The sequence below is a fragment of the Allobosea sp. 10N428 genome, assembly GCF_056394545.1.
Genome location: NZ_JBFTIC010000002.1, coordinates 659229 through 680661 on the forward strand (window position 1 = coordinate 659229; position 21433 = coordinate 680661).

The following is a 21433-nucleotide window of genomic DNA, read 5'->3' on the forward strand; positions in this document are numbered from 1 at the left end:
AATGCAGCGCAGGATGCTCTAGACCGGGACGACGCGGGAGGGAACCACCGAGATCAGCATTCGACGGCACGACCACGTCATGGTCGGGCTTGTCCCGGCCATCCACGTCTTCGTTCTTCGAGAGCGAGTTTCAAGACGTGGATGCTCGCCGCAAGGGCGAGCATGACGGAAACGCCTACTCCACCGCGTCCTCAGCAGCCTTCGCCGCAGCGCTCTTCTTCTCCACCCGGCGCACCGAGAAGATCGAGAGTTCGTAGAGCAGCAGCATCGGGATCGCGAGCATGAGCTGCGAGATCACGTCCGGCGGGGTCAGCACTGCCGCCACGACGAACACGAAGACGATCGCGTAGCGGCGCTTATCCTTCAGGAACTGCGAATCGATGATGCCGGCCTGCCCGAGCAGGGTCAGGATCACCGGTAGCTGGAAGGCGATGCCGAAAGCGAAGATCAGCGTCATGATCAGCGACAGGTATTCGCTGACCTTGGGCAGCAGCGCGATGCCGGCCTGGGTCTCGGTCGCAGCCTGCTGCATGCCGAGCGAGAACTTCATCAGCACCGGCATGGCGAAGAAGAAGACCAGCAGCGCGCCCAGCGTGAAAAACACCGGCGTTGCGATCAGATACGGCGCGAACGCGGCCTTCTCGTTCTTGTAGAGGCCGGGCGCGACGAATTTGTAGACCTGCGTCGCGATCACCGGAAAGGCGAAGAAGCCGGCGCCGAAGGCGGCGACCTTGATATGGGTGAAGAGCAGCTCGAGCGGGCCGGTATAGATCAGCTGCGCATTGGCCGCGCTGCCGGCGGCCCAGACATAGGGTTTCACCAGGATGTTGTAGATCTGCGTCGAGAAGCCGAAGCAGATGAAGAACATGATGAGGAAGGCGATCAGCGACTTGATCAGCCGCGCCCTCAGCTCGATCAGATGCTCGATGAGCGGCGCGCGCGAGGCCTCGATGTCGTCCTCGCCCTCGCGAGGAGTGGCGACGCTCATGCGGAAGTCTCCTCACCCTTGGCGTCGGATGCCTTGGGCTTGCGCTTGCGGGTGGGCTTCGGCGCGTCCTGCGGCGCCTCGCTCGAAGCGGCCTCCGGGAAGGGCGTGTCGGGCTCTTCCGGCGCGTCCGCCACGACCTTGGCCCGGCGCGCGCGGGCCGGTTTCGCCTTCTCGGCGGTCTCGCCAGCTTCGGTGGCGGGCGTAGCTTCGGGAGCCGGGGCACTCTCGGCCACCAGCTCTTCCTGAGCCTTCGTCTTGCGCGTCCGCTTCGGCTTGGCCGCGGGAACAGGCTCCTCGGCGGGCGTCGGCGTCTCGGCGGCGATATCGACCGGCGGCAGCTCCGGCGTCGGCAGCGCAGCAAGCTTGGCCTCGGCCTCCTTCAGCGCCGCGTCATCGGGCTGGGTGGCTTCACCCGCGCTCGACGCCGAAAAATCCTTCGGCTCCTCGATCGGTTTGTAGTCGGTGTTGAGCGCGCTCGACACCGACCCGCCGACATCCTCGACCTGTTTCTTGAGGTCCGCGAGCTCGGCCTCGCGCATCGCCTCGTTGAACTGCCCCTGGAATTCGGTTGCCATACGCCGGATACGGCCGACCGTCTGGCCGACCGTGCGCAGGGCTTTGGGCAGATCCTTGGGGCCGATCACCACCAGCGCCACCGCGCCGATCAGCACCATCTCGCTCCAGGCGATGTCGAACATCGAGGGCTCGTCCTCTCGGCGCGCCTCCGCTCAGCCGTCAAGGCCGAGGGATCAGAAAGCGCGCATCACCAAAACCGCGTCCAGCGGACGCAAGCCGCATCAGCCCTTGTGCTCGGCCTTGGCCTGAGCCTGCGCAGCTGTGTTGCTGGCCTGGGTATGATCGATCACCTTGGGATCGACATTCGTCGCGCTCGGCGTCGGCTCATCGTCCTCCGCCATGCCCTTCTTGAACGATTTGATACCCTTGGCGACATCGCCCATCAGTTCGGACACCTTGCCGCGCCCGAACAGCAGCATCACGATGACGCCGACGACGATCCAATGCCAAATGCTCACGCCACCCATGGCGAAACTCCTCCGAAAATGCCTCGACCGGGAGAAATCCCCAACCCAATCCCTGCCCGGTCGATCGCTCGGCGGCGGAACCTATTGATCTGCCGCCGGAAACACAAGGACTTCGTCGGACGGAATCTCGACGCCGACCTCGTGGCCCACCGCGATCTCGTCCGACAGCGCGGCCCGCACCGAGAGCGCACGGTCGAACCCCTCCACGGCGATCAGCAGATGATCGACCTCGCCGAGGAAGCGCCGCGCGACGAGCCGCCCGGGCAGATAGTAGCCCTTCGGCACAATCCGCACCCGATGCGGCCGGATGCAGGCGATCGCCTCACTTCCCTCCGGCACCCCCGGCGCCGCGAAGCGCCCGAGCGGCGTACCGATCGCGCCTCCCGAGACGCGACCTTCGACCTCGGTAAAATCGCAGAAAAATCGGGCGGCAAAGAGGCTGGCGGGCCTGCGATAAAGCTCCTCCCCCGTGCCGATCTGGACGATGCGCCCGGCCCGCATCAGCACGATGCGATCGGCGATGCGCATCGCATCCTCCGGGTCATGCGTCACGATGATCGAAGTGGCGCCGGTTTCCTCCAGCAGCGCGGCGGTTTCGTCGCGGACCACGTCGCGCAGGCGCCGGTCGAGATTGGAGAAGGGCTCGTCCATCAAGAGCACGCCGGGACGCGGCGCGATGGCACGCGCCAGTGCCACGCGCTGCTGCTCGCCGCCGGAGAGCATATGCGGGTAGGCCCCGTAGAAATCGGCAAGGCCGACGCGCGCGAGCGCCCTGAGCGCGGTCGCCTCCGTCGACGCGGCGCTCTGCCCGCGCAGGCCGAAGCAGACATTCTCGCCGACGGTCAGATGCGGGAACAGCGCATAATCCTGAAAGACGAAGCCGACACCGCGATGCTCCGGCTCGACGAACCGGTCCGGTGCCGAAACATCGCGCCCTTCCAGCAGCACCCGCCCCGCGCTCGGCCGCTCGACGCCAGCAGCGAGCCTAAGCAGCGTCGTCTTGCCGCAGCCCGACTGGCCGAGCAGCGCGACGATTTCGCCCGGATCGACCATAAGTGAGACGCCGGATAGCGCCGTCACCTCGCCGAAGCGCTGCGTCACGCCCTCGAAGCCGAGCGCCATCGGAATCGCCGCGCCGGCTGTCCCGCGCCGGCCCCAGCCGAGCCACCCCGCCTTGATCTCGCTGCGTGCCAATGATTGCTCCCTGCGCGGCCCAGTTTCTCAGCCCTCATCCTGAGGAGCAGCCGTCAGGCTGCATCTCGAAGGATGCTCCGGAGCGCGCTGGACCATCCTTCGATACGTTGCTACGCGGCTCCTCAGGATGAGGGCTGAGGTACACGGCGCCGTCCGCCTCACCCCTGTTGCGGCCCGCCCTCGCCGTCGTCAAGCGGGCTGAACAGATCGCCGAGCGGGTCCTCGTCGTCGCGCAAGCCCGGGTCGTCGTCTGGAACAGGCACCTGCAAGTCGCGCGTCAGGCGGCCCTCGATGAAGCCGGTTCCCTTCAACTCCTCCAGGCCCGGCAGGTCGTCGATCCGGTCCAGGCCGAAATGATCGAGGAAGCCGGGCGTCGTGCCGTAGGTCACCGGGCGCCCCGGCGAGCGACGCCGTCCGCGCAGCCGCACCCAGCCGGCCTCCAGCAGAATATCGAGCGTGCCCTTGGCGGTGGCGACGCCGCGGATATCCTCGATCTCGGCCCGCGTCACCGGCTGGTGGTAGGCAATGATCGACAGAACCTCGAGCGCAGCGCGGGACAATTTGCGCGGCAGCTCGGCCTCGGCGGCGAGCAGATAGCCAAGGTCCGGCGCCGTCCGGAAGGCCCAACCGCCGGCAACCTGGCGCAGGTTGACGCCGCGCATGGCATAGCTCTCCACAAGCCGGGCCAGCACCTGCTCGACCACGATGCCGGCCGGGATCGCCCGGCCCAAGGCCTCCGCCGACAGGGGCACCGCCGACGCGAAAAGCAGCGCCTCGACGATGCGCTGTGCCTGGGCGAAAGCTTCGACGCCGCCGCCATCCGCAGCGTCCAGAGGTTCGGCCGTCGCGGCAGTCATGAGGCATCCTTGCCGGCGAAGGGCAGAATCTGCGGCCGTGCCGAACGACGGCGCAGCTCGATCGGCGCGAAAGCCTCGTTCTGCCGCAGGTCGAGAACCCCTTCCCTGACCATTTCGAGCATGGCCGACAGGGCCGAGGCCCTGACCGTCGCCCGCATCTCCCGCGCCGGCAGGCCATGGGAGGTCATGTATTGCGTCAGATAGCTGTCCAGTTCGGTCCAGTCCCCGGCCTCGCCGATCAATCGCTGCAACGCCTCGCGCGCCTCGACCAGCGACCAGACGACGCGATGGCCGACCGAGATATGCCCCTGCACCCGCTTCTGGCGTTGATGGGCATAGGCCGCGAGCAGATCGTAGAGCTCGGCTTCCCAGACCGGACGGGCGCCTGCGACGATCTCTTCGGGGGCGCCGCGCGCGAAGATGTCCTGGCCCAGCCGCTCGCGCGAGGCGAGCTTGCGTGCGGCGGCGCGGATCGCTTCCAGGCGGCGCAGGCGGAGCGCCAGCGCCGTGGCGAGATCGGCCGCGCTCGGCTCCTCGCCCTTGGGCGGCTCGGGCAGCAGCAGGCGCGACTTCAGATAGGCCAGCCAGGCCGCCATCACGAGGTAGTCGGCCGCGAGCTCCAGCCTGAGCGCCCGCGCCTCCTCGACGAAGGTGAGATATTGCTCCGCCAGCGCCAGGATCGAGATGCGATGAAGATCGACCTTCTGGCGGCGCGCGAGATCGAGCAACAGGTCGAGCGGCCCCTCATAGCCGTCGACATCGACAACGAGCGATGGCTCGCCTTCACGGCGCGCGGCATCCTCCTCGAATGGCAACTCGGCCGTCATGCAGCTCTGCCCTCTGCCGCGATCGAGCCTCTCGATCTCTCTGCCCTCATCCCGAGGAGCAGCCCTCAGGCTGCGTCTCGAAGGAGGATCCAGTGCGTTCTGGACCATCCTTCGAGACGCCGCTTCGCGGCTCCTCAGGATGAGGGCTGAGATCTAGGGTCGGCACCGAAGCAAATTCGGCTGTTCAGGCGCTCAGCGCAAGTGCGGCGGCCAATTCCGCGCGCGCAGCCTCGAGATCGATCGGCTCAGGCTCGTGCCGGATGCGGCCGAGTGCCGCCGCCGCGCGGCGTGCGCGGGCTCCGGTCATCTTCGGCACCGCGCCGGCGATCGCGACCATCTCCTCCATGATGCCGTGGCAGTGCAGGATCACGTCGACGCCGGCGCGAATGGCGGCGCGCGCCTTGGCCTCGAAGGAACCGGACAGCGCCTTCATCGAAATATCATCGGTCATGATCAGCCCGTCGAAGCCAATCTCGCCACGCATGACCTCGCGCACGATCTTGCGGGAGACGGTCGCCGGATGCTTCGGATCGAGCGCCGTGAACACCACATGCGCCGTCATCGCGAGCGGCATGTCGGCGAGGTGCCGGAACGGGCGGAAATCATGCGCCCTGAGTTCGTCGAGCGAAGCGTCGACGACAGGCAGGTCGTGATGGCTGTCGGCCCGCGCCCGGCCATGGCCGGGCATGTGCTTGACGACCGGCAGCACGCCGCCGGCGATCAACCCTTCGGCCGCCGCCCGGCCGAGCCGCGCCACCTGATCGGGATCATAGGCATAAGCGCGGTCGCCGATCACGTCATGGCTGCCCGCCACGGGAACGTCGAGCACCGGCAGGCAGTCCACGTCGATGCCGACGCTCTTCAGGTCGTGCGCCATCAGCCGCGCCGAAAGCCGGACGATCTCGCGCTGGCGGACGGGGTCGTTGATGGCGTGGAAAGCGCGCGCCGACGGGTATTTCGGCCAGTTCGGCGGGCCCATGCGCTGGACGCGCCCGCCCTCCTGATCGATCAGGATCGGCGCATGCCAGCCGACGGTCTCGCGCATCTCCGCCGTTAGAGCCGCAACCTGCTCGGGCGTCTGCGTGTTGCGCTTGAAGAGGATGAAGCCCCAGGGCCGTGCGTCGCGGAAGAAGGCCCGCTCGTCCGCAGTGAGGCTCGTGCCGAGGCAGCCGGCGATGAAGGCGCGCGATGTCATCGTACCGGGTTAGAAAGCGGCGCGGGCGCGGTCAAGAATGATCCGCGCCCGTCCATCGCGTTACTTCACCTGCTGGTAATTCTGCGCGTTGAACGCGTCGAACGGCAGCTCGGCGATGCGGAACCAGAGCTGCTCCTTCTTCCAGTAGGGAAGGAAGGAATCATAGAAAGTCTTGAAGTTGGGATTGCTCGCGGCAAGCTCGCCATACATCGCGAAGGCCTCCTTGAACGCAGCCGCCATCACCTCCTGCGGGAAGGGCCGCAGCTCGGCGCCAGTGCCGGCAAGGCGAATCAGCGCATCGGGATTGTTGTGGTCGTATTTGGCCACGCACAGCGCATTGGCCTCGGCGCAGGCCGCTTCGACGATCGCCTTGTAGGAGGCCGGCAGCTCGTTCCACTTGTCCTGGTTGGCGAGGAAGCTGACATTGGCGTTCCCCTCCCAGAAGCCCGGATAGTAATAGTACTTGGCGACCTTCACGAAGCCGAGCTTCTCGTCGTCATAGGGGCCGGAGAACTCGACCGCATCGAGCGTGCCGCGCTCTAGCGCCGGATAGATGTCGGCGCCGCCGATGGTCTGCGGCACGACACCGAGGCGGGCCATGATCCGGCCGCCGAGGCCGGCGATACGGAACTTCAGCCCCTTCAGATCCTCCAGCGACTTGATCTCCTTGCGGAACCAGCCGCCCATCTGCGCACCGGTGTTGCCGGACGGGATGGTGTAGATGTTGTAGTTCTTCATGAAGGCGCGGCAGAGCTCCAGCCCGCCGCCCTGATAGAGCCAGGCATTCTGCTGGCGCGTGTTGAAGCCGAAGGGCAGCGAGGTCTCGAAAGCGAAGGCCGGGTCCTTGCCGATATAAAAACTCGCCAGCGTGTGGCTGCACTCGACGGTGCCGTTCTGGACGGCGTCGAGAGCCTGCAGGGCCGGCACGATCTCGCCGGGCGCGAAGACCTGAATCTGGAAGTTGTTGTCGGTCGCCTCTGCGACGCGCTTCGCGACATGGGTCGAGATGCCGTAGAGCGTATCCAGGCTCTTCGGATAGCTCGAGGTCAGCCGCCAGTTGATCTTGGGCTGCGACTGCGCGATTGCGGGGGCAGCGATGGCCGCGCTCCCGGCCGCGCCCGCGCCCGCGACCTTGACGAAATGACGGCGATCCATGGGGTAACCTCCAGCTAGCAACGGCTGCCGTGATATCCTTGGCAGCCTTCTGTTGTTGGCAGGCTACTCGCACGGTCGGGGCGGTGAAACAAGCACGCCCCTCACCCCGCCATGCGCCGGTTTCAAAGCAGAACGGCGGCACCCTTCCGGATGCCGCCGCCCAATTCTCAACCTGTTCCGCGCGAGCTCAGTTCTTCGCGATGAAGCACTGCCCGCCCGCGGCCTGGAGCGCCGAGCACATCGTCGACGCATCCTCGCGGGAATAAGGTCCGACGCGCAGGCGATAGACGGTCTTGCCGCCGGCCAGCTCCGTCTTTCGGACGATCGGCGACTGGCCGCCGAGCTGCTGCGGATATTTGCGCTGCAGCGCGGCAAAGGTGGCCCGAGCTTCGGCCTCGCTGCCCGGCGCGCCGAGCTGCACCACGAAATCGCCGGTCCCGGCCCGTACCGCGGCCGTCGCAGGAGCAGTCTCGGGTGCAGCGGACGCCGGAGCGCTGGCAAGACGGGTCGGAGCCGCCGGCGTGGTCGCGGCAGGCGGTGTCGTCGCGCGCTCCTGAACCTTGGGCGCGGCAGGAGCGGGCGCCGCAGCTGCGGAGCGCTGCGGCGAGGGCTGCGCACTCGCCGTGGCAGTGCCGAGCGAGCGGCTCGGGGCCGAGCCCGTCGCGATCGGCTGGTCGATTCCGGCGGGAACCGGCGTTCCATCGGGACGGATCGCGACCGTGCGGACCTTGCGCGGCTCGCCCAGTCCCGGCACCGGAGGCATCGGGATCAGGCCGGGCTCGGCCGGCGTGATGCTGCGCTCCGGCGCGCTCGGCGCGGCGGCCAGAGCCGATCCGGCACCGGGCCCCGGCATGACGACGCGGGGCGGCATCGAGCGGGCGGCCTGCTGCACGTCGACCGGCTGCTCCTCATTGTTGACCAGCTTGCTCTGGCCTTGCGGAGCCTCGGCGCTGCGCTCGTAGATCTGCTTGTTCTGGTTCGGAATCTCGGCGCCGCCCGGATTGGCGGGCTCGACCTTGACCGGGCCACGGTCGGCCGCGATCATCGGCGGCTGACCGTCCTTGGTTGCCGAACCGCCGCGCATTGCGAAGGTCGCGCCGACGCCGACGAGGCCGACGGCGATGACCGCCGCGGCCGCCCAGAGCCCCTTGCGCGAGCGACGCGGTTCCAGATCCGGCAGATCGTCTTCGGCATATTCCTGAGCCTGAGCGCCGTGCTGGGCCTGGGCGTAGGAGTGCTGGGCCTGCGCATAGGAATATTGCGCCGGCTCTTCGGCATAGGCGGCCTGCATCGCATGGACGCCGCCTTGCTCATCGAGGTCGCGGGCCTGCACGCCGCCGCGCATCGGTGCCGGCTGGGCGTAAGGCAGCGGCTCGGGCAGATCATAATCGTCATACTGAGGTTCGGCGTGAACCTGCTGCGGCGCGGCCGGAGCGGCGGACGCCTGCGCCTGCCGCCTCGGCTCGGTCTGCCGCAGCAGCGCCTCGAATTCATCAAGGGCACCGCGCAGCTCGGCCGGCGGCGCAGCCTGAAGGGGCACGGCCGGCGGGGGAGCCGGCGGTACAACCTCGAAGCTCGGCTCCTGTCGCGGCGCCGCCGCACGGCGATCGGCAAAGATATCCTTCAGCGGGTCGTCCTGCCCGACGATGCGGGTCAGCTCCGCCAGCGGATCGGGCGCATGGCCGGAGCGCGGCGCCTGCCCTGCCCCGCGAAGCTGGCGCTCGAGATCTTCAAGATCGAGCGCGAAACGATTCCTAGCGGGCTCACTCATGGTACGATCCATTGCAGCACGAGCCGCCTCTCCCTATGGAAAAGGCGATATCCCGCGCGGTCAACTTGACCTCGTGCGCGCCGCCGGAAATCTCCGTCAGCGCATCTCTTCCGGCGCCGCAACTCCGGCGACAGCCAGACCGGAAGCAAGGACGCTGCGCACCGCGTGCACGAACGCCAATCTCGCCAAGGTCGACTTTCGATCAGTTTGATTAACGAATCGTAATTGCGGCGAGTCTTTGCCCTTGTTCCACAATGAGTGGAAAGCGCTCGCCAGTTCGTGGACGAAAAATGCCACGCGATGCGGCTCGTGCGCCGCGGCCGCTCCCTCGATGATTCGCGGATAGGCCGCGATCGTCTTGAGAATGCCGACTTCGGCCTCGTCGGTCAGGATCGAGAGATCGGCCCCGGCCAGCGCTGCCGGCGAGAGATCGAGATCGGGGAAAACCTCGCGCGCCTGACGGAAGATCGAAGCACAGCGCGCATGCGCGTACTGGACATAGAAGACCGGATTGTCCTTCGACTGCTCGACCACTTTGGCGAGGTCGAAATCCAGCGTCGCGTCGTTCTTGCGGAAAATCATCATGAAGCGCACGGCGTCGCGGCCGACCTCGTCGATGACCTCCCGCAGGGTGACGAAATCCCCGGAGCGCTTGGACATGCGCACCTGCTCGCCATTGCGCAGCAGGCGCACGAGCTGGCAGAGCTTGACGTCGAGCGAGCCCTGCCCGTTCGTCACCGCCTTCACCGCCGCCTGCATGCGCTTGACATAGCCGCCATGGTCGGCGCCCCAGACGTCGATCATCTCCGGGAAGCCGCGAACGAACTTCGAGCGGTGATAGGCGATGTCGTTGGCGAAATAGGTGTAGCTGCCGTCCGATTTCAGCAGCGGCCGGTCGACATCGTCGCCAAACCGGGTGGCTCGGAACAGGGTCTGCTCGCGATCCTCCCAGTCCTCGTCCTTTTGCCCCTTCGGCGGCGGCAGCCGGCCCTCATAGACCAGATCGCGCGAGCGCAGATCCTCGATGGTCTGGTGCACGGCGTTGACATCGCCGTCCCTGCCCTGCAGCGAGCGCTCCGAGAAAAAGAGGTCGTGGACGACGCCGAGCGCAGCAAGATCGCCGCGGATCATCGCCATCATGCCGTCGATCGCGGCCTGCCGGACGAGCGGGAGCCAGTCCCACTCGGCCTTGTCGCGCAGCGCCGGCCCGTATCGGTCGGCCAGCGACTGCCCGACCGAGATCAGATAATCACCGGGATAGAGCCCTTCCGGGATCGCGCCGATATCCTCGCCCAGCGCCTCGCGGTAGCGCAGGAACGCCGAACGGGCGAGCACGTCGACCTGCGCGCCTGCATCGTTGATGTAGTATTCGCGCGTGACGTCATGTCCGGCGAAGGCCAGCAGGCTCGCCAACGCGTCGCCGAACACCGCGCCGCGACCATGGCCGACATGCATCGGCCCGGTCGGGTTGGCCGAGACATACTCGACATTGACCCTGGGTTCCGGCTTCTGCGCGCCGCGCCCGTAATCCAGCCCGGCCTCGATGGCCGCCTTCAGCACCGCCGTGAACACGGCCGGCTGCAGCGTCAGGTTGATGAAGCCGGGGCCGGCGATCTCCGCCTTGGTGATCTCCGGGTCCTTCGCCAGTTCCTCGACCAGCAGCGCCGCCAGTGCGCGTGGGTTCGTGCCGGCATCCTTGGCCAGCACCATCGCGGCATTGGTGGCGAGATCGCCATGGGCCGGATCCTTGGTCGGCTCGACCACGACGCGCGCGAGATTGAGGCCGGCCGGAAGCGAGCCTCGCTCGGCGAGTGCCGAGAGCGCGGCGTGAAGACGGGCGGAATAGATCTCGAACAGGTTCATTGGGGCCACGAATGCGGAGGAAAGCCGCCCGGCCCTATCGCAGCGAGGGGGTAACGTCAAACAGGCGGCGGTGCTCGTCGAGCGCGTACCAGTCCGTCATGCCGGCAATGTAGTCGGCGATGCGGCGCATCCGGCGATGATCGTCGAGCCCGTCGCAGCCCGCCGCCCATTCCTCCGGCATTGCAGCGGGATCAGCGCTGAAACGCTCGAAAAGCTCGCGCACAACCTGCGCCGCCTGCTCCCGGATCGGCGCGATCCGCGGGTGCCGGTACATGTTGGGATAGAGGAAGCCCTTGATGTCGCGGTCGGCGGCCTCGATCGCCGGCGAGAAGGCGACGACCGGCGCGTCCGCGCGCCGGATCGCATCGGCGTCGGCCGGCGCCAGCGCAGCGAGCCGCGCCTGCGCCTCCCGGATCACGTCCTCGACGAATCGGGTGATCACCCGGCGGACGAGCTCGTTGGTCAGGCGCGGCCGTTCCAATCCCGGATGCAATCGCTCGATCTCGCCCAGCAGTTCCGCCAGGAACGGCACGGCTCTGAGTTCGGCATGGCCGAACAGCCCGGCCCGCAGGCCGTCGTCGATGTCGTGGGCGTTGTAGGCGATGTCGTCGGCCAGTGCCGCGGCCTGCGCTTCGGCCGAGGCATAGCTGTCGAGCCACAGATCCTGACGCTGCTGATACTCGACGATCGCGATGGGGATGCCGGCCTTGGCATAACGCGCCGTCGGCCTGCCCTCTCGGTCGAGCAACGGGCCGTTGTGCTTGACGAGGCCTTCCAGTGTCTCCCAGCTCAGATTGAGTCCGTCGAAATCGGCATAGCGCTGCTCCAGCCGCGTCACGATCCGGAGCGTCTGGGCGTTGTGGTCGAAACCACCGAAGCCGGTCATGCACTCTTCCAGCGCGTCCTCGCCGGTATGGCCGAAGGGCGTATGGCCAAGGTCGTGCGCCAGCGCCAGCGCCTCGGCCAGGTCCTCGTCGAGGCCGAGCGCGCGCGCCAGGGCGCGGGCGATCTGTGCGACCTCGATCGTGTGGGTCAGCCGGGTCCGGTAATGGTCGCCTTCGTGCGACACGAAGACCTGTGTCTTGTGCTTCAGCCGACGGAAGGCGGTCGAATGGATGATGCGGTCGCGATCACGTTGGAATTCGCCGCGCGTCGCGGAGGCCGGCTCGCCGACGAGCCGCCCGCGGCTCATGCTGGAGCGGCAGGCATAAGGCGCGCGCCAGCGCTCTCCCGGCTCGATGCCGGCAGCGAAGGAAAAGCCGAAGGGTGGGCTCTGTGGATCCGGCATGGCAGCCCCGTCGCGGCGCCGTGCTTGTAGAGGCGCTGCGGGGCCATTACCTTTCAGGACAACCAGGGTGCAAGGAGCATCTGCCCATGTCGACCGATCTTGCGGTCAACCCGCGCGGCATAGCGGTCACCGCAAATGCCGCGAAACGAATTCTCTCGGTGATGGCTCAGGAGCCGCCCGGCTCGATGCTGCGCGTCAGCGTCGCCGGTGGCGGCTGCTCCGGCTTCCAATATATCTTCGACGTCGACCGGGAGCGGGCGCCGGACGATCTCGTCATCGAGCGCGACGGCGCGACCGTCCTGATCGACGAGACCTCGCTCGATCTGCTGGAGGGTTGCACCATCGACTTCGTCGACGACCTGATTGGTCAGTCCTTCCGCATCACCAACCCGAATGCGACGAGTTCCTGTGGTTGCGGAACCTCCTTCGCCGTCTAGGTGCCTAGCCCGCGGTTCCGGACAGCCGCGTCGGCATCGCCCTCGTCTCGATATGCCGTCCGAGGCGGGCGGCCGAGGCGGCGACGATCACTTCGCCAAAAACCCGCACCAGATCGCGATCGAGCTTTCCCGCCATCCCGACCAGCACGGCATAGGCCTCCTCCGGGGGCATCGGCGGCTTGTAGGGGCGCCGCTCGATCAGGGCGGCATAGATGTCGCAGATCGTGATCATCCGCACCGGATCCGGAATCTGGCCAGCGTTCAGCCCGTGCGGATAACCTGATCCGTCGAGATATTCGTGGTGTGAAAGCACCACAGCCAGAATCATCGGCGCGTATCCACCCTGCGCGACCAGCATGTCATGGCCAATCTTCGGATGTTGCCAGATGGTCTCGCGCTCCTCCGCCGTCAGTCCGCCGGGCTTGCGCAGAATTGCGAGCGGAATCCGCGCCTTGCCGATGTCGTGAAGCACGGCCGCGCCGGTGATGAGCCGCCGATCGGCCTCGCCGAAGCCGAGGCGGTGCGCAAAGGCGGCTGTCAGCCCCGAGACGAGCAGGCAATGCTGATAGGTGGCGTCGTCATGTTGCCAGACGAGATCGAGCCACGCGTCGAGGTCACCGCCTTCCGCCGCGCGATTGAGCGCCTCGACGCTGCCGTTGATCGCCGCTGCCGGCAGATGTCCCCCGGTCGCAGCCGCATCGAGCAGATCGCCGAGAGCTGCCGAGGCTGCGATGAAACGGCCCTGGAGCCCGGCGCCGGTGCTCGTCGGGGCGGCCGAGCCGAGCAGATGGCCGACCCTGTCCAGCAGAACGGAGCGAGGCGCGTCGACGGACAGCACCTCCCGCGCACCGAGTGCGTGAGCCTGCGTCTGGGAACGCGGCGACATGTCTCCCAGCAAGAAAAGGCAGGGCGCTCCGGCGAGTCGATAGGGTGCGAGGATGGTACGCGCCGTCTCGATGGCGGCGCGGCTCGACAGGTCGAGATCGACGACGAGCAGCCGACCGCTTGCCGTTACGGAGCCCAGCTCGCTCGGGCCGCACGCCGAACAGGCGCCCCAGAGCGAGAGCGTACGCTGCAGTGAATGGCGCCGGCCGTCGTGATCGCTGACGAGAACGAGGATGGAGAGGCCTCCCGAGAAAGCCTCATCATAAGCGCGTCGATTGAGGAAGCGTAAAAGCGAACTGCGTGCTTAAGCCGATCGGCCGGAATGTCGCCGACAGCGGCCCGGCGACGCGCCCGATTTCGTCGTCATGCTTAGCGGTTCGTCAATGCGAGACGGCAGCACCGCCCTGCTCGAGCCTGATCTCTGCGGCCATCAACCCCTTCGGCCCGGGGCCGTAGCGCACCAGAACGGTCTGTCCCGGGATCAACTCGACGAGGCCGTAGCGCCGCAGCGTCTCCATATGCACGAAGATGTCGGGTGCGCCCTCGCCCTTTGAGACGAAGCCGAAGCCGCGCAGCCGGTTGAACCATTTCACCACCATGAGCTCGAGCCCGCTGGTCGGCGTAACCGCGACGTTCGTGCGCGCCATCGGCATCTCGGAGGGGTGGCGCCCGGAGGAGGTGTCGATCGAGAGCACCCTCACGGCCTGGCGCCCGCGGTTCTTCTCGACGGCTTCGAGCACGATGCGAGCGCCTTCCGCTATCGTATTGAAACCATCGCGCTTCAGAATGGTGACATGCACGAGGATATCGGCGCCGCCCGTTTCGGGAACGACGAAACCGTAACCTTTCGAGACGTCGAACCATTTGACGTAGCCGGCAATCTCGACCGGAACCTCGGAAGCGTGACCGCTTGGCCCATCGAGCCGCATGACGCGGTTGAGTGACTGGATGGGACCGATCGGTGGCCGCCCACTCTCACCGAATTCGTCGGACATGTGCCGCTCGCCCCCACGCACAACGCTTGATTCGTGTAGCCACGATAGCATCGCTAAGGATGCGGTATACAGCCCCCACGCCGTCGTCCACATCTCCGCGGGCTCCGATGGTGCGGAAACTGCCGCTCGCGCCCGTCCGGATGCGGGACCGGCCTCGGATCGCTCCTATCGAGCCTATCGACTCAGGGGGCGAGCCGCCCCAAGGCCGCTCCGCTTTCCGCGCGGATGACGAGATCGGCGATCGGATCGAGCTCCGTCGGCTCCCGATTGAGGATGACGAGTTTCGCGCCCTGCCGCTTCGCGATCACGGGCAGCGTCGCCGCCGGGTAGACGACCAGCGACGAGCCGACGACGAGGAAGAGGTCGCAATCCAGCGCAAGCGCCTGCGCCCGCATCATCGCCTCCTGCGGCATCGCCTGGCCGAAAGAGATCGTCGCCGATTTCACCGGCCCCGTGCACATGATGCAGCTCGGCGGCTCGCCGCTCGCCTCGAAGGCCGGGCGGATCGCTGCGAGCTCATGGCGCCAGCCGCATGTGAGGCAGGTCGCGTAGGTGCCGTTGCCGTGCAGCTCGATCACCTGATCGGCCGGCACGCCGGAGGCCTGGTGCAGCCCGTCGATGTTCTGGGTCACGATGGCGGGGGAACGCCCGTCCGCGACCAGCTTCGCCAGGGCCTGATGGCCGATATTGGGCCGGGCCTCGCGATAGTGGTCGTCCATCGTGAATTTGCGCCGCCAGGCCTCGATCCGCGCCTCGCGGCTCTGCACGAACGCCTCGAACGGGATCGGCTTGTTGACCATCCAGGGCGAACCGGGCGAACGGAAATCCGGCACGCCCGATTCCGTCGAGATGCCGGCGCCTGTGAAGCTGAGAATGCTGTCGGCCCGGTCGAGCATCGCATGAAGCTCGGCGATCGCGTCCTCGGTCTCGTCCTGCATGGCTGCGCTCACCCGGTTGAACTGGAAGCCCGCCAGATATGGGCCGCGCTTGCGACGCTTCCAAGGCGATTGACGCAACGAGGCGCAGGCAGCAAACCAGTCGGATCATGCCGACGCCCCTGCTCGCCCCGCTCAATCCCGATCTCATCGACACCGGCACCCCGCCCATCCCCGAGGCCCAGGGCTGGGCGCGCGCCTATGACGGGCGCTTCGGACCGCTGGTCGACCTGTCGCAGGCCGTCCCCGGCTCGCCGCCGCCGCAGGTGCTGCTCGACAAGCTCGCCGAGGCGGCTGCGGACGCCTCCGCCACGCGCTATGGCAGCATCACCGGTGACGCATCGCTGCGCGCAGCCTATGCGGCGGAGATTTCGCGGATCTACGGCGCCCCCTTCGCCGCCGGCGAAGTGGCCGTCACCTCGGGCTGCAATCAGGCCTATGCCGTGACCATGATGGCGCTCGCCCGAGCCGGCGACAACGTGCTGCTGCCGACGCCCTGGTACTTCAATCACGAGATGACGCTGACAATGCTCGGCATCGAGCCACGCCCGCTGCCCTGTGCACCCCAGGCCGGGTTCGTCCCCGACGCGGCGACGGCAGAGGCGCTGATCGACGATCGCACCCGCGCGATCGTGCTGGTCACGCCCAACAACCCGACGGGCGCGGTCTATCCGCCGGAAACCATCGCGGTCTTCGCCGCACTCTGTGCCCGGCGCGGCATCTGGCTGGTGCTCGACGAGACCTATCGCGATTTCCTGCCCGCAAGCGTCGCGACGCCGCATGAGGTCTTCGCCGCAAGCGGCTGGCAGGATTCAGTGATCGGTCTCTACAGCTTCTCGAAGGCCTATGCCGTTCCCGGCTGGCGGCTCGGAGCCATTACGGCAGGCGAGGCCGTCCTAACCCAGATCGGCAAGGTGCTCGACTGCGTGCAGATCAGCCCGGTTCGAGCCGGGCAGGCCGCCATCACCTGGGGCATCGACGGCATCCGCGACTGGCGCGAGCGCAACCGCGCCGAGATCAACGACCGCGCGGCATCGTTCCGCGGGGCGATGGCGCCGCTGAACGACTGGCGTGTGCTGTCGGCAGGCGCCTATTTCGCCTATGTCGCCCATCCCTTCGAAGGCGCGCCGGCAGCCGAGGTCGTGCGCCGCCTGGTCGAAGAGCGCGGCGTCCTCGCCCTGCCCGGCCCCTATTTCGGGCCTGGGCAGGAAAACCATCTGCGCATCGCGATCGCCAATGTCGCAGCCGAGCGGATCGGCCTGCTCGGCGACCGGCTCAAGGGCTTCTCGATCTGAGAGATTTGCCGGGAGCGCAGTTGCCCCGTCATGCTCGCCCTTGTGGCGAGCATCCACGTCTTGGGCACCGCATATTGTGAACGAAGACGTGGATGGTCGGGCCAAGCCCGACCATGACGCGAGAATGGGCCAGAGCTTCCGTACAGGAGACCGCTTCTACCGGAACAGCGCCCGGTAGCGGTCGCGATAGGCGAAGACCAGCAGCAAGCCCAGCACCGCCACGATGAGCGCAACGGGAAGGCCCTGCGGGTTCAGCACGAGGTGGAAGAACACGATCACCGTCATGATCGGCGCGAGCAGCGCGAGGCCCAAGGCCGGCGCCAGGTTGAACAGCAGGCTCAGTCCCCCCACCAGGTTCACCGCCTTGACCATCGGCCAGATGAAGCCCGAGTTCTGAAGGGCCGCCTCGAAGGCGAGCCCGCGTTCGCTCGTCGGCGGATGAATGAGATTGGTCCCGGTCGCCAGCCACCAAAAGCCGTCGATAGCGCTGACGAGGAAAAGCAGCCCGAGCAGAACACGCGGGATCGTTACGAGAAACACGGTCTTCATGATGTCCCCAACCGATGGCAGATAAGCCGGCCCACCTCGACTGGTCGCGCCGGCCCGCTGCTTGGTCGCAGCCAGAACCGATCCGGTTCAGGGCGTCGCGAAAAATCGCCCCAGCCCTGCTGGCAGACCTGCCGAAAATCGTCGGCGGAAAATCCGCCCACGCGCTTGTGAGATGCGCCGGGCGGAATTTCATGGCCTTGAAGCGGCACGTTTTCTCCAATGTGTGAGCATTCCGAGCGATGAACAGCGCCCACACCCGCCGCACCCTGCTTCAGCTCGCAGGAGCCTCCTCGCTCGCAGCGGCCGCAACCTTCGCCGCCCGCGCCGAGGGGGGACCGGTCGCGGCGCCGGCAGCGGGGCCGGGCTTCGGCAGCAGGACGCCGATCAGGGTGGGCGCCGCGGCGCTCAAGGTGCGCGATGTCGAGCGTGTGACCAACTACTACCGCGACGTCATCGGCCTGTCCGTGCTGGCGCGCGGCGCCGCCTCCGTCACGCTCGGCACCGGCGAAGGCGCCCTGCTCACGCTGGAGCCGCGGCCGGATGCGGCGCTGGAGCCTCCGACCGCCGCTGGGCTCTTCCACATCGCTTTCCTGATGCCGAGTCGGCGCGATCTGGCGCGCTGGCTGATCCATGTCGCGCGCAACCGCACGCCGTTGACGGGCTTCGCCGACCACAGCGTCAGCGAGGCCGTCTATCTCAACGATCCCGAAGGCAACGGCATCGAGGTCTATGCCGACCGCCCCGCCGAAGGCTGGCGCTGGGAAAACGGCCGCGTCGTGATGGGCACCCACCGGCTCGACGTCGACGGCATCCTGGCGCTCACCGATACGCGCGCAACCGACTACGCCAAGGCGCCGGACGGGCTGCGCATCGGGCACATCCACCTGCGCGTCGGCGATGTCGATGCTGGCGACCGCTTCTATCGCGATCTGCTGGGTCTGGCGCCGACGAGCCGGCGTGACACCGCGAGCTTTCTGTCCTCGGGCAGCTACCATCATCACCTGGCGCTGAACACCTGGAACAGCGCCGGCGCGGGGCCGCGCGACGAAGGCAGCACCGGCCTCGCCTGGTTCTCGCTGATGGCGGACAAGCCGGAGCTGATGGCCGCTCAGGCCGACCGCCTCACTGCAGCCGGCATCGCGACGACGCCGCTCTCCGGCGGGTTCGAGAGCCTCGACCCCTGGGGCACGCGCGTCAGGCTGCTGCAGGGCTGAGGAAAGCCCTGCCGGGCCGGCCTTACATCGTTGCGCCGATCTGCCAGGGCACGAATTCGGCGTCGCCATAGCCGAGCTGCTCGGATTTGGTCTTCTCGCCCGAGGCGACCTTGAGCAGCTTCTCGAAGATCTCGCGGCCCTTCTGCTCCAGCGAGACGCCGTCGAGCACATCGCCGCAATTGATGTCCATGTCGTCGATCATCTTCTCGTAGATCGGCATATTGGTCGCGAGCTTCATCGAGGGCGTCGGCTTGCAGCCATAGGCGGAGCCGCGGCCGGTGGTGAAGGCGAGGATATTGGCGCCGCCGGCCACCTGCCCGGTCGCCGCGACGGGGTCGTAGCCGGGCGTGTCCATGTAGACGAAGCCCTTCCCCGTCACCGGCTCGGCATAGTGATAGACGGCCGAGAGCGTCTTGGTGCCGGCCTTGGCGGCAGCGCCGAGCGACTTCTCCAGGATGGTGGTGAGCCCGCCCGCCTTGTTTCCCGGCGAGGGGTTGTTGTTCATGCTCATCCGGGCGCGCTCGGTATAATCCTCCCACCACTTGATGATGCCGACGAGCTTTTCGCCGACCTCGCGCGTCGCGGCGCGGCGCGTCAGCAGATGCTCGGCGCCGTAGATCTCGGGCGTCTCGGAGAGGATCGCCGTGCCGCCATGCTCGACGAGGATGTCGACGGCGGCCCCCAGCGCCGGGTTGGCGGTGATGCCCGAATAGCCATCCGAGCCGCCGCATTGCAGCGCAAGCATCAGCTCGGAAGCCGGCACTGTCTCGCGCGCCGCCTTGTTGGCGATCGGAAGCATGGTCTTCAGCGCGTCGATGCCGGCGGCGACGGCCTTCTTCGTCCCGCCCGTCTCCTGGATCGTCAGCGTGCGGAAGACGTCGCTCTCGGTGACGCCATAGGCCTCCTTCATGCGGCTGATCTGGAAGCCCTCGCAGCCGAGGCCCACGACCAGCACCGCCGCCATGTTGGGGTTGCAGGCATAGCCCCAGGTGGTGCGCTTCAGCACCTCGAAACTCTCGCCATTGTAGTCGATGCCGCAGCCGGTGCCGTGGGTGAGCGCGATCACCCCGTCGACATTGGGATAATCGTCGAGCAAACCGGAACGCTTCACCTCCTCGGCCATGAAGCGCGCGGCGGAGGCCGAGCAGTTCACCGAAGTGAGGATGCCGACATAGTTGCGCGTGCCGGCCTTGCCATTGGCCCGGCGGAAGCCCTCGAACGTCGCTTGCTGCTCGACCGGCAGCACGAATTCGGGCTTGGCCTCGGCGCTGAAGGCGTAGTCGCGATCGAAGGCATGGAAGCCGGTATTGTGCTCGTGCACCCATTCGCCCGGCACAATGTCGTTCGTCGCGAAGCCGATGATCTGCCCGAACTTGCGGATCGGCTGGTCCTTGGCGATCGGGGTGATCGCCATCTTGTGCCCGCGCGGGATCCGCTTCAGCGCCTCGACGCCCGCCGCCGTCACGCCGGCATCGACCGGGTCGACCGCAACGACGACATTGTCGGCGGCGTTGAGCTTGAGCGTGCGGGGCGGCACTGATTTGTCGAGCATGGCGAGAACCGAAACCTCCGGCACCGCGACGGCGGCGCATTCCCCCCTAGAGATGCGCCCAACGGGCCGCGTTTTCAATCGGTTCAAAAAGAAGGTCGGCATGCACTCCTGCGCAATCGACCGCCACTGCGAGACCGACGATGTGCCGGGATGGCCTTGCGGATTGAAATCTGTTTCGTGACAAGTCCATCGGCCTCGCCTCCCGATGTCGCGGCGAAGGGATCAAAGGGCCGGCTCAGGGGGCAACGCCGCTCCCAGGCCGGCGGACGCGCGGAAGTGAAGACCGCGCCACGGAGGGGACGACGATGTCGATTGCCGTAAAGCTGCGCAGCGTTTCCGGCGTTTACGGCGTCGCGCGGCTTGGAGCCGCATCGCCTCTTCCGAACTGGTTCGACGGCCCTGGCTTTTCCGCTGCGATACGGGCCGGCGACGAACTCACTCTTGTCTGCCTGCAGGAGCGGATTCCGGAAACAGTCGAAGCCGAGTTGAATTGGCGCTGCTTCCGCAGCATCGGCCCCATCCCCTTCAATGCGACCGGAATCGTGCGCTCGCTAATTGAGCCCCTCTCCGCCAATGGCATCGGTGTCTTCGTGATTTGCACCTTCGACGGCGAGCATATCCTCGTCCCCGGCGGCGATTGGGATAAATCCAAAAACGTGCTCGAGCGCGCTGGCCATATTTTCGAAGCTTGATGCCGGGCCTGGCGGCGAACGCCCGATATTCACACCGTAACGCCGAGCCCGTCGGCCCCAACAGAAAAGCCCGGTCTCACGACCGGGCTCCATACGCAACCGAAACTCGCTCAAGGTCAGGCCACCTTTCGGCGGCCTGCCGGCATCACGCCTTCGGAGCGGTCGGGACAGCCTTCGCGACGATGCCTTCGAACGGCTTGTAGGCGTCCTTGGCGAGAGCGGTGTAGAGCTCGCCCATCTTGGTGAGCTGGGCGACCGCGCCCTCGAACGAAGTCTTGAAGTAGTCGGCCTGGATCTCCAGGGCCTTGTCGAAAGTCTTCACGCCGGCGAGCTTCTCGAGCGTGGCGGTGCCGGCCTCGAAGGACTTCTTGGCGTAGTCGGTCGCCTCGACGGCGATCGTCTGCACGCTCTTGGAGGTGACGCCGAAAGCCTTCAGGGCGGCGTCGACGTTCTCTTTGGAAGCCTTCTGGATGGTCTCGAACTGCTGGATCATGGGTCGTCTCTCCCTGGCACCTTGGGTGCCGCCTCAGAGTGAATGGGCCCAAAGCGGCCCTACGCGTCGCCCCAAGGTCGTATGAAGAGATCACCACCGGGACTGGCGTCATATTGTGCATTGCAACATGAATGTCAACAGGACGCTGCATTGCACCAAACGCAGATCGTTCCGGTCGCAACCGTTCAAGTTTTAACGGCTCCGT

At 66.9% G+C, this 21433-nt stretch carries 21 protein-coding genes; 4 read left to right on the forward strand and 17 right to left on the reverse strand.

Annotated elements, in window-relative coordinates; genetic code table 11:
- Nucleotides 1-175: 175 nt before the first annotated feature.
- The 11 genes from tatC to AC1DDA_RS09570 form a co-directional block, all read right to left on the reverse strand.
- Complete coding sequence (gene tatC, locus AC1DDA_RS09520) at nt 176-988, reverse strand: twin-arginine translocase subunit TatC (RefSeq protein ID WP_476795559.1); 813 nt, start codon at nt 986-988, stop codon at nt 176-178.
- Nucleotides 985-1686, reverse strand: coding sequence for a Sec-independent protein translocase protein TatB (gene tatB, locus AC1DDA_RS09525; protein WP_476795560.1), 702 nt, complete (start codon nt 1684-1686; stop codon nt 985-987). Before tatB ends, tatC begins: the two co-directional genes overlap by 4 nt.
- A gap of 99 nt (nt 1687-1785) precedes the next feature.
- On the reverse strand, nt 1786-2031 hold the full coding sequence (locus AC1DDA_RS09530; protein WP_441470671.1) for a twin-arginine translocase TatA/TatE family subunit: 246 nt from the start codon (nt 2029-2031) through the stop codon (nt 1786-1788).
- A gap of 81 nt (nt 2032-2112) precedes the next feature.
- A complete protein-coding gene (locus AC1DDA_RS09535; RefSeq protein ID WP_476795661.1) occupies nt 2113-3153 on the reverse strand; it encodes an ABC transporter ATP-binding protein in 1041 nt (346 codons plus the stop codon).
- Nucleotides 3154-3383: 230 nt separating this feature from the next.
- Nucleotides 3384-4082 carry an SMC-Scp complex subunit ScpB gene (gene scpB / locus AC1DDA_RS09540; RefSeq protein WP_476795561.1) on the reverse strand — a complete coding sequence of 233 codons (699 nt, stop codon included), beginning with the start codon at nt 4080-4082 and terminating at the stop codon, nt 3384-3386.
- Nucleotides 4079-4909, reverse strand: a complete 831-nt coding sequence (locus AC1DDA_RS09545) for a segregation and condensation protein A (protein WP_441512732.1) — start codon at nt 4907-4909, stop codon at nt 4079-4081. The genes scpB and AC1DDA_RS09545 overlap by 4 nt, the downstream gene beginning before the upstream one ends.
- Nucleotides 4910-5093: 184 nt before the next feature.
- Nucleotides 5094-6104 (reverse strand): beta-N-acetylhexosaminidase, encoded by a 1011-nt coding sequence (gene nagZ / locus AC1DDA_RS09550; RefSeq protein ID WP_476795562.1) that lies wholly within the window; start codon nt 6102-6104, stop codon nt 5094-5096.
- Nucleotides 6105-6164: 60 nt separating this feature from the next.
- Nucleotides 6165-7259, reverse strand: coding sequence for a TRAP transporter substrate-binding protein (locus AC1DDA_RS09555; protein ID WP_441470675.1), 1095 nt, complete (start codon nt 7257-7259; stop codon nt 6165-6167).
- A 187-nt stretch (nt 7260-7446) separates the two neighbouring features.
- The gene (locus AC1DDA_RS09560; RefSeq protein WP_476795563.1) at nt 7447-9030 is read right to left on the reverse strand and encodes an SPOR domain-containing protein; all 1584 of its coding nucleotides are present in this window, start codon (nt 9028-9030) and stop codon (nt 7447-7449) included.
- Between the two features lie 96 nt (nt 9031-9126).
- Nucleotides 9127-10893, reverse strand: a complete 1767-nt coding sequence (gene argS, locus AC1DDA_RS09565) for an arginine--tRNA ligase (RefSeq protein WP_476795564.1) — start codon at nt 10891-10893, stop codon at nt 9127-9129.
- Between the two features lie 34 nt (nt 10894-10927).
- On the reverse strand, nt 10928-12181 hold the full coding sequence (locus AC1DDA_RS09570; RefSeq protein WP_476795565.1) for a deoxyguanosinetriphosphate triphosphohydrolase: 1254 nt from the start codon (nt 12179-12181) through the stop codon (nt 10928-10930).
- 86 nt (nt 12182-12267) lie between these two features.
- Here AC1DDA_RS09570 and AC1DDA_RS09575 point away from each other — a divergent pair, with 86 nt between their 5' ends.
- Nucleotides 12268-12618, forward strand: a complete 351-nt coding sequence (locus AC1DDA_RS09575) for a HesB/IscA family protein (protein WP_441512737.1) — start codon at nt 12268-12270, stop codon at nt 12616-12618.
- A 4-nt stretch (nt 12619-12622) separates the two neighbouring features.
- On the opposite strand, the gene AC1DDA_RS09580 is transcribed toward AC1DDA_RS09575, so the two are convergent.
- The 3 genes from AC1DDA_RS09580 to AC1DDA_RS09590 form a co-directional block, all read right to left on the reverse strand.
- Nucleotides 12623-13504, reverse strand: a complete 882-nt coding sequence (locus AC1DDA_RS09580) for an HD-GYP domain-containing protein (RefSeq protein WP_476795566.1) — start codon at nt 13502-13504, stop codon at nt 12623-12625.
- Nucleotides 13505-13883: 379 nt separating this feature from the next.
- The gene (locus tag AC1DDA_RS09585; protein WP_476795567.1) at nt 13884-14498 is read right to left on the reverse strand and encodes a cold-shock protein; all 615 of its coding nucleotides are present in this window, start codon (nt 14496-14498) and stop codon (nt 13884-13886) included.
- A gap of 182 nt (nt 14499-14680) precedes the next feature.
- Nucleotides 14681-15436: an SIR2 family NAD-dependent protein deacylase gene (locus AC1DDA_RS09590; RefSeq protein WP_476795568.1), complete on the reverse strand. Its 756-nt coding sequence runs from the start codon at nt 15434-15436 to the stop codon at nt 14681-14683.
- A gap of 107 nt (nt 15437-15543) precedes the next feature.
- Between AC1DDA_RS09590 and AC1DDA_RS09595 the strand changes: the two genes are divergently transcribed.
- Nucleotides 15544-16728, forward strand: a complete 1185-nt coding sequence (locus AC1DDA_RS09595; protein ID WP_476795569.1) for an aminotransferase — start codon at nt 15544-15546, stop codon at nt 16726-16728.
- A gap of 156 nt (nt 16729-16884) precedes the next feature.
- Here AC1DDA_RS09595 and AC1DDA_RS09600 read toward each other — a convergent pair whose 3' ends face one another.
- A complete protein-coding gene (locus AC1DDA_RS09600) occupies nt 16885-17277 on the reverse strand; it encodes a hypothetical protein (RefSeq protein ID WP_476795570.1) in 393 nt (130 codons plus the stop codon).
- Between the two features lie 239 nt (nt 17278-17516).
- Here AC1DDA_RS09600 and AC1DDA_RS09605 point away from each other — a divergent pair, with 239 nt between their 5' ends.
- Entirely contained in the window at nt 17517-18491 is a 975-nt protein-coding gene (locus tag AC1DDA_RS09605; RefSeq protein ID WP_476795571.1) for a VOC family protein, read from the forward strand.
- 22 nt (nt 18492-18513) lie between these two features.
- On the opposite strand, the gene AC1DDA_RS09610 is transcribed toward AC1DDA_RS09605, so the two are convergent.
- Nucleotides 18514-20043: a UxaA family hydrolase gene (locus tag AC1DDA_RS09610; RefSeq protein WP_476795572.1), complete on the reverse strand. Its 1530-nt coding sequence runs from the start codon at nt 20041-20043 to the stop codon at nt 18514-18516.
- 305 nt (nt 20044-20348) lie between these two features.
- Between AC1DDA_RS09610 and AC1DDA_RS09615 the strand changes: the two genes are divergently transcribed.
- Nucleotides 20349-20735, forward strand: a complete 387-nt coding sequence (locus AC1DDA_RS09615) for an ACT domain-containing protein (RefSeq protein WP_476795573.1) — start codon at nt 20349-20351, stop codon at nt 20733-20735.
- 145 nt (nt 20736-20880) lie between these two features.
- Here the strand turns inward: AC1DDA_RS09615 and AC1DDA_RS09620 are convergent, their stop codons facing one another.
- Entirely contained in the window at nt 20881-21228 is a 348-nt protein-coding gene (locus tag AC1DDA_RS09620) for a phasin family protein (RefSeq protein WP_441512746.1), read from the reverse strand.
- Between the last annotated feature and the right edge of the window lie 205 nt (nt 21229-21433).

What these genes read in the sequence shown, in the direction of transcription:
- AC1DDA_RS09560 (WP_476795563.1), bottom strand. Translation starts at nt 9,030, where the DNA reads ATGAGTGAGCCCGCTAGGAATCGTTTCGCGCTCGATCTTGAAGATCTC.
- AC1DDA_RS09580 (WP_476795566.1), bottom strand. Translation starts at nt 13,504, where the DNA reads ATGTCGCCGCGTTCCCAGACGCAGGCTCACGCACTCGGTGCGCGGGAG.
- AC1DDA_RS09605 (WP_476795571.1), top strand. Translation starts at nt 17,517, where the DNA reads ATGAACAGCGCCCACACCCGCCGCACCCTGCTTCAGCTCGCAGGAGCC.
- tatC (WP_476795559.1), bottom strand. Translation starts at nt 988, where the DNA reads ATGAGCGTCGCCACTCCTCGCGAGGGCGAGGACGACATCGAGGCCTCG.
- AC1DDA_RS09600 (WP_476795570.1), bottom strand. Translation starts at nt 17,277, where the DNA reads ATGAAGACCGTGTTTCTCGTAACGATCCCGCGTGTTCTGCTCGGGCTG.
- tatB (WP_476795560.1), bottom strand. Translation starts at nt 1,686, where the DNA reads ATGTTCGACATCGCCTGGAGCGAGATGGTGCTGATCGGCGCGGTGGCG.
- AC1DDA_RS09530 (WP_441470671.1), bottom strand. Translation starts at nt 2,031, where the DNA reads ATGGGTGGCGTGAGCATTTGGCATTGGATCGTCGTCGGCGTCATCGTG.
- nagZ (WP_476795562.1), bottom strand. Translation starts at nt 6,104, where the DNA reads ATGACATCGCGCGCCTTCATCGCCGGCTGCCTCGGCACGAGCCTCACT.
- AC1DDA_RS09575 (WP_441512737.1), top strand. Translation starts at nt 12,268, where the DNA reads ATGTCGACCGATCTTGCGGTCAACCCGCGCGGCATAGCGGTCACCGCA.
- AC1DDA_RS09590 (WP_476795568.1), bottom strand. Translation starts at nt 15,436, where the DNA reads ATGCAGGACGAGACCGAGGACGCGATCGCCGAGCTTCATGCGATGCTC.
- AC1DDA_RS09585 (WP_476795567.1), bottom strand. Translation starts at nt 14,498, where the DNA reads ATGTCCGACGAATTCGGTGAGAGTGGGCGGCCACCGATCGGTCCCATC.
- AC1DDA_RS09555 (WP_441470675.1), bottom strand. Translation starts at nt 7,259, where the DNA reads ATGGATCGCCGTCATTTCGTCAAGGTCGCGGGCGCGGGCGCGGCCGGG.
- scpB (WP_476795561.1), bottom strand. Translation starts at nt 4,082, where the DNA reads ATGACTGCCGCGACGGCCGAACCTCTGGACGCTGCGGATGGCGGCGGC.
- AC1DDA_RS09610 (WP_476795572.1), bottom strand. Translation starts at nt 20,043, where the DNA reads ATGCTCGACAAATCAGTGCCGCCCCGCACGCTCAAGCTCAACGCCGCC.
- argS (WP_476795564.1), bottom strand. Translation starts at nt 10,893, where the DNA reads ATGAACCTGTTCGAGATCTATTCCGCCCGTCTTCACGCCGCGCTCTCG.
- AC1DDA_RS09545 (WP_441512732.1), bottom strand. Translation starts at nt 4,909, where the DNA reads ATGACGGCCGAGTTGCCATTCGAGGAGGATGCCGCGCGCCGTGAAGGC.
- AC1DDA_RS09535 (WP_476795661.1), bottom strand. Translation starts at nt 3,153, where the DNA reads ATGGCGCTCGGCTTCGAGGGCGTGACGCAGCGCTTCGGCGAGGTGACG.
- AC1DDA_RS09570 (WP_476795565.1), bottom strand. Translation starts at nt 12,181, where the DNA reads ATGCCGGATCCACAGAGCCCACCCTTCGGCTTTTCCTTCGCTGCCGGC.
- AC1DDA_RS09615 (WP_476795573.1), top strand. Translation starts at nt 20,349, where the DNA reads ATGTCGATTGCCGTAAAGCTGCGCAGCGTTTCCGGCGTTTACGGCGTC.
- AC1DDA_RS09620 (WP_441512746.1), bottom strand. Translation starts at nt 21,228, where the DNA reads ATGATCCAGCAGTTCGAGACCATCCAGAAGGCTTCCAAAGAGAACGTC.
- AC1DDA_RS09595 (WP_476795569.1), top strand. Translation starts at nt 15,544, where the DNA reads ATGCCGACGCCCCTGCTCGCCCCGCTCAATCCCGATCTCATCGACACC.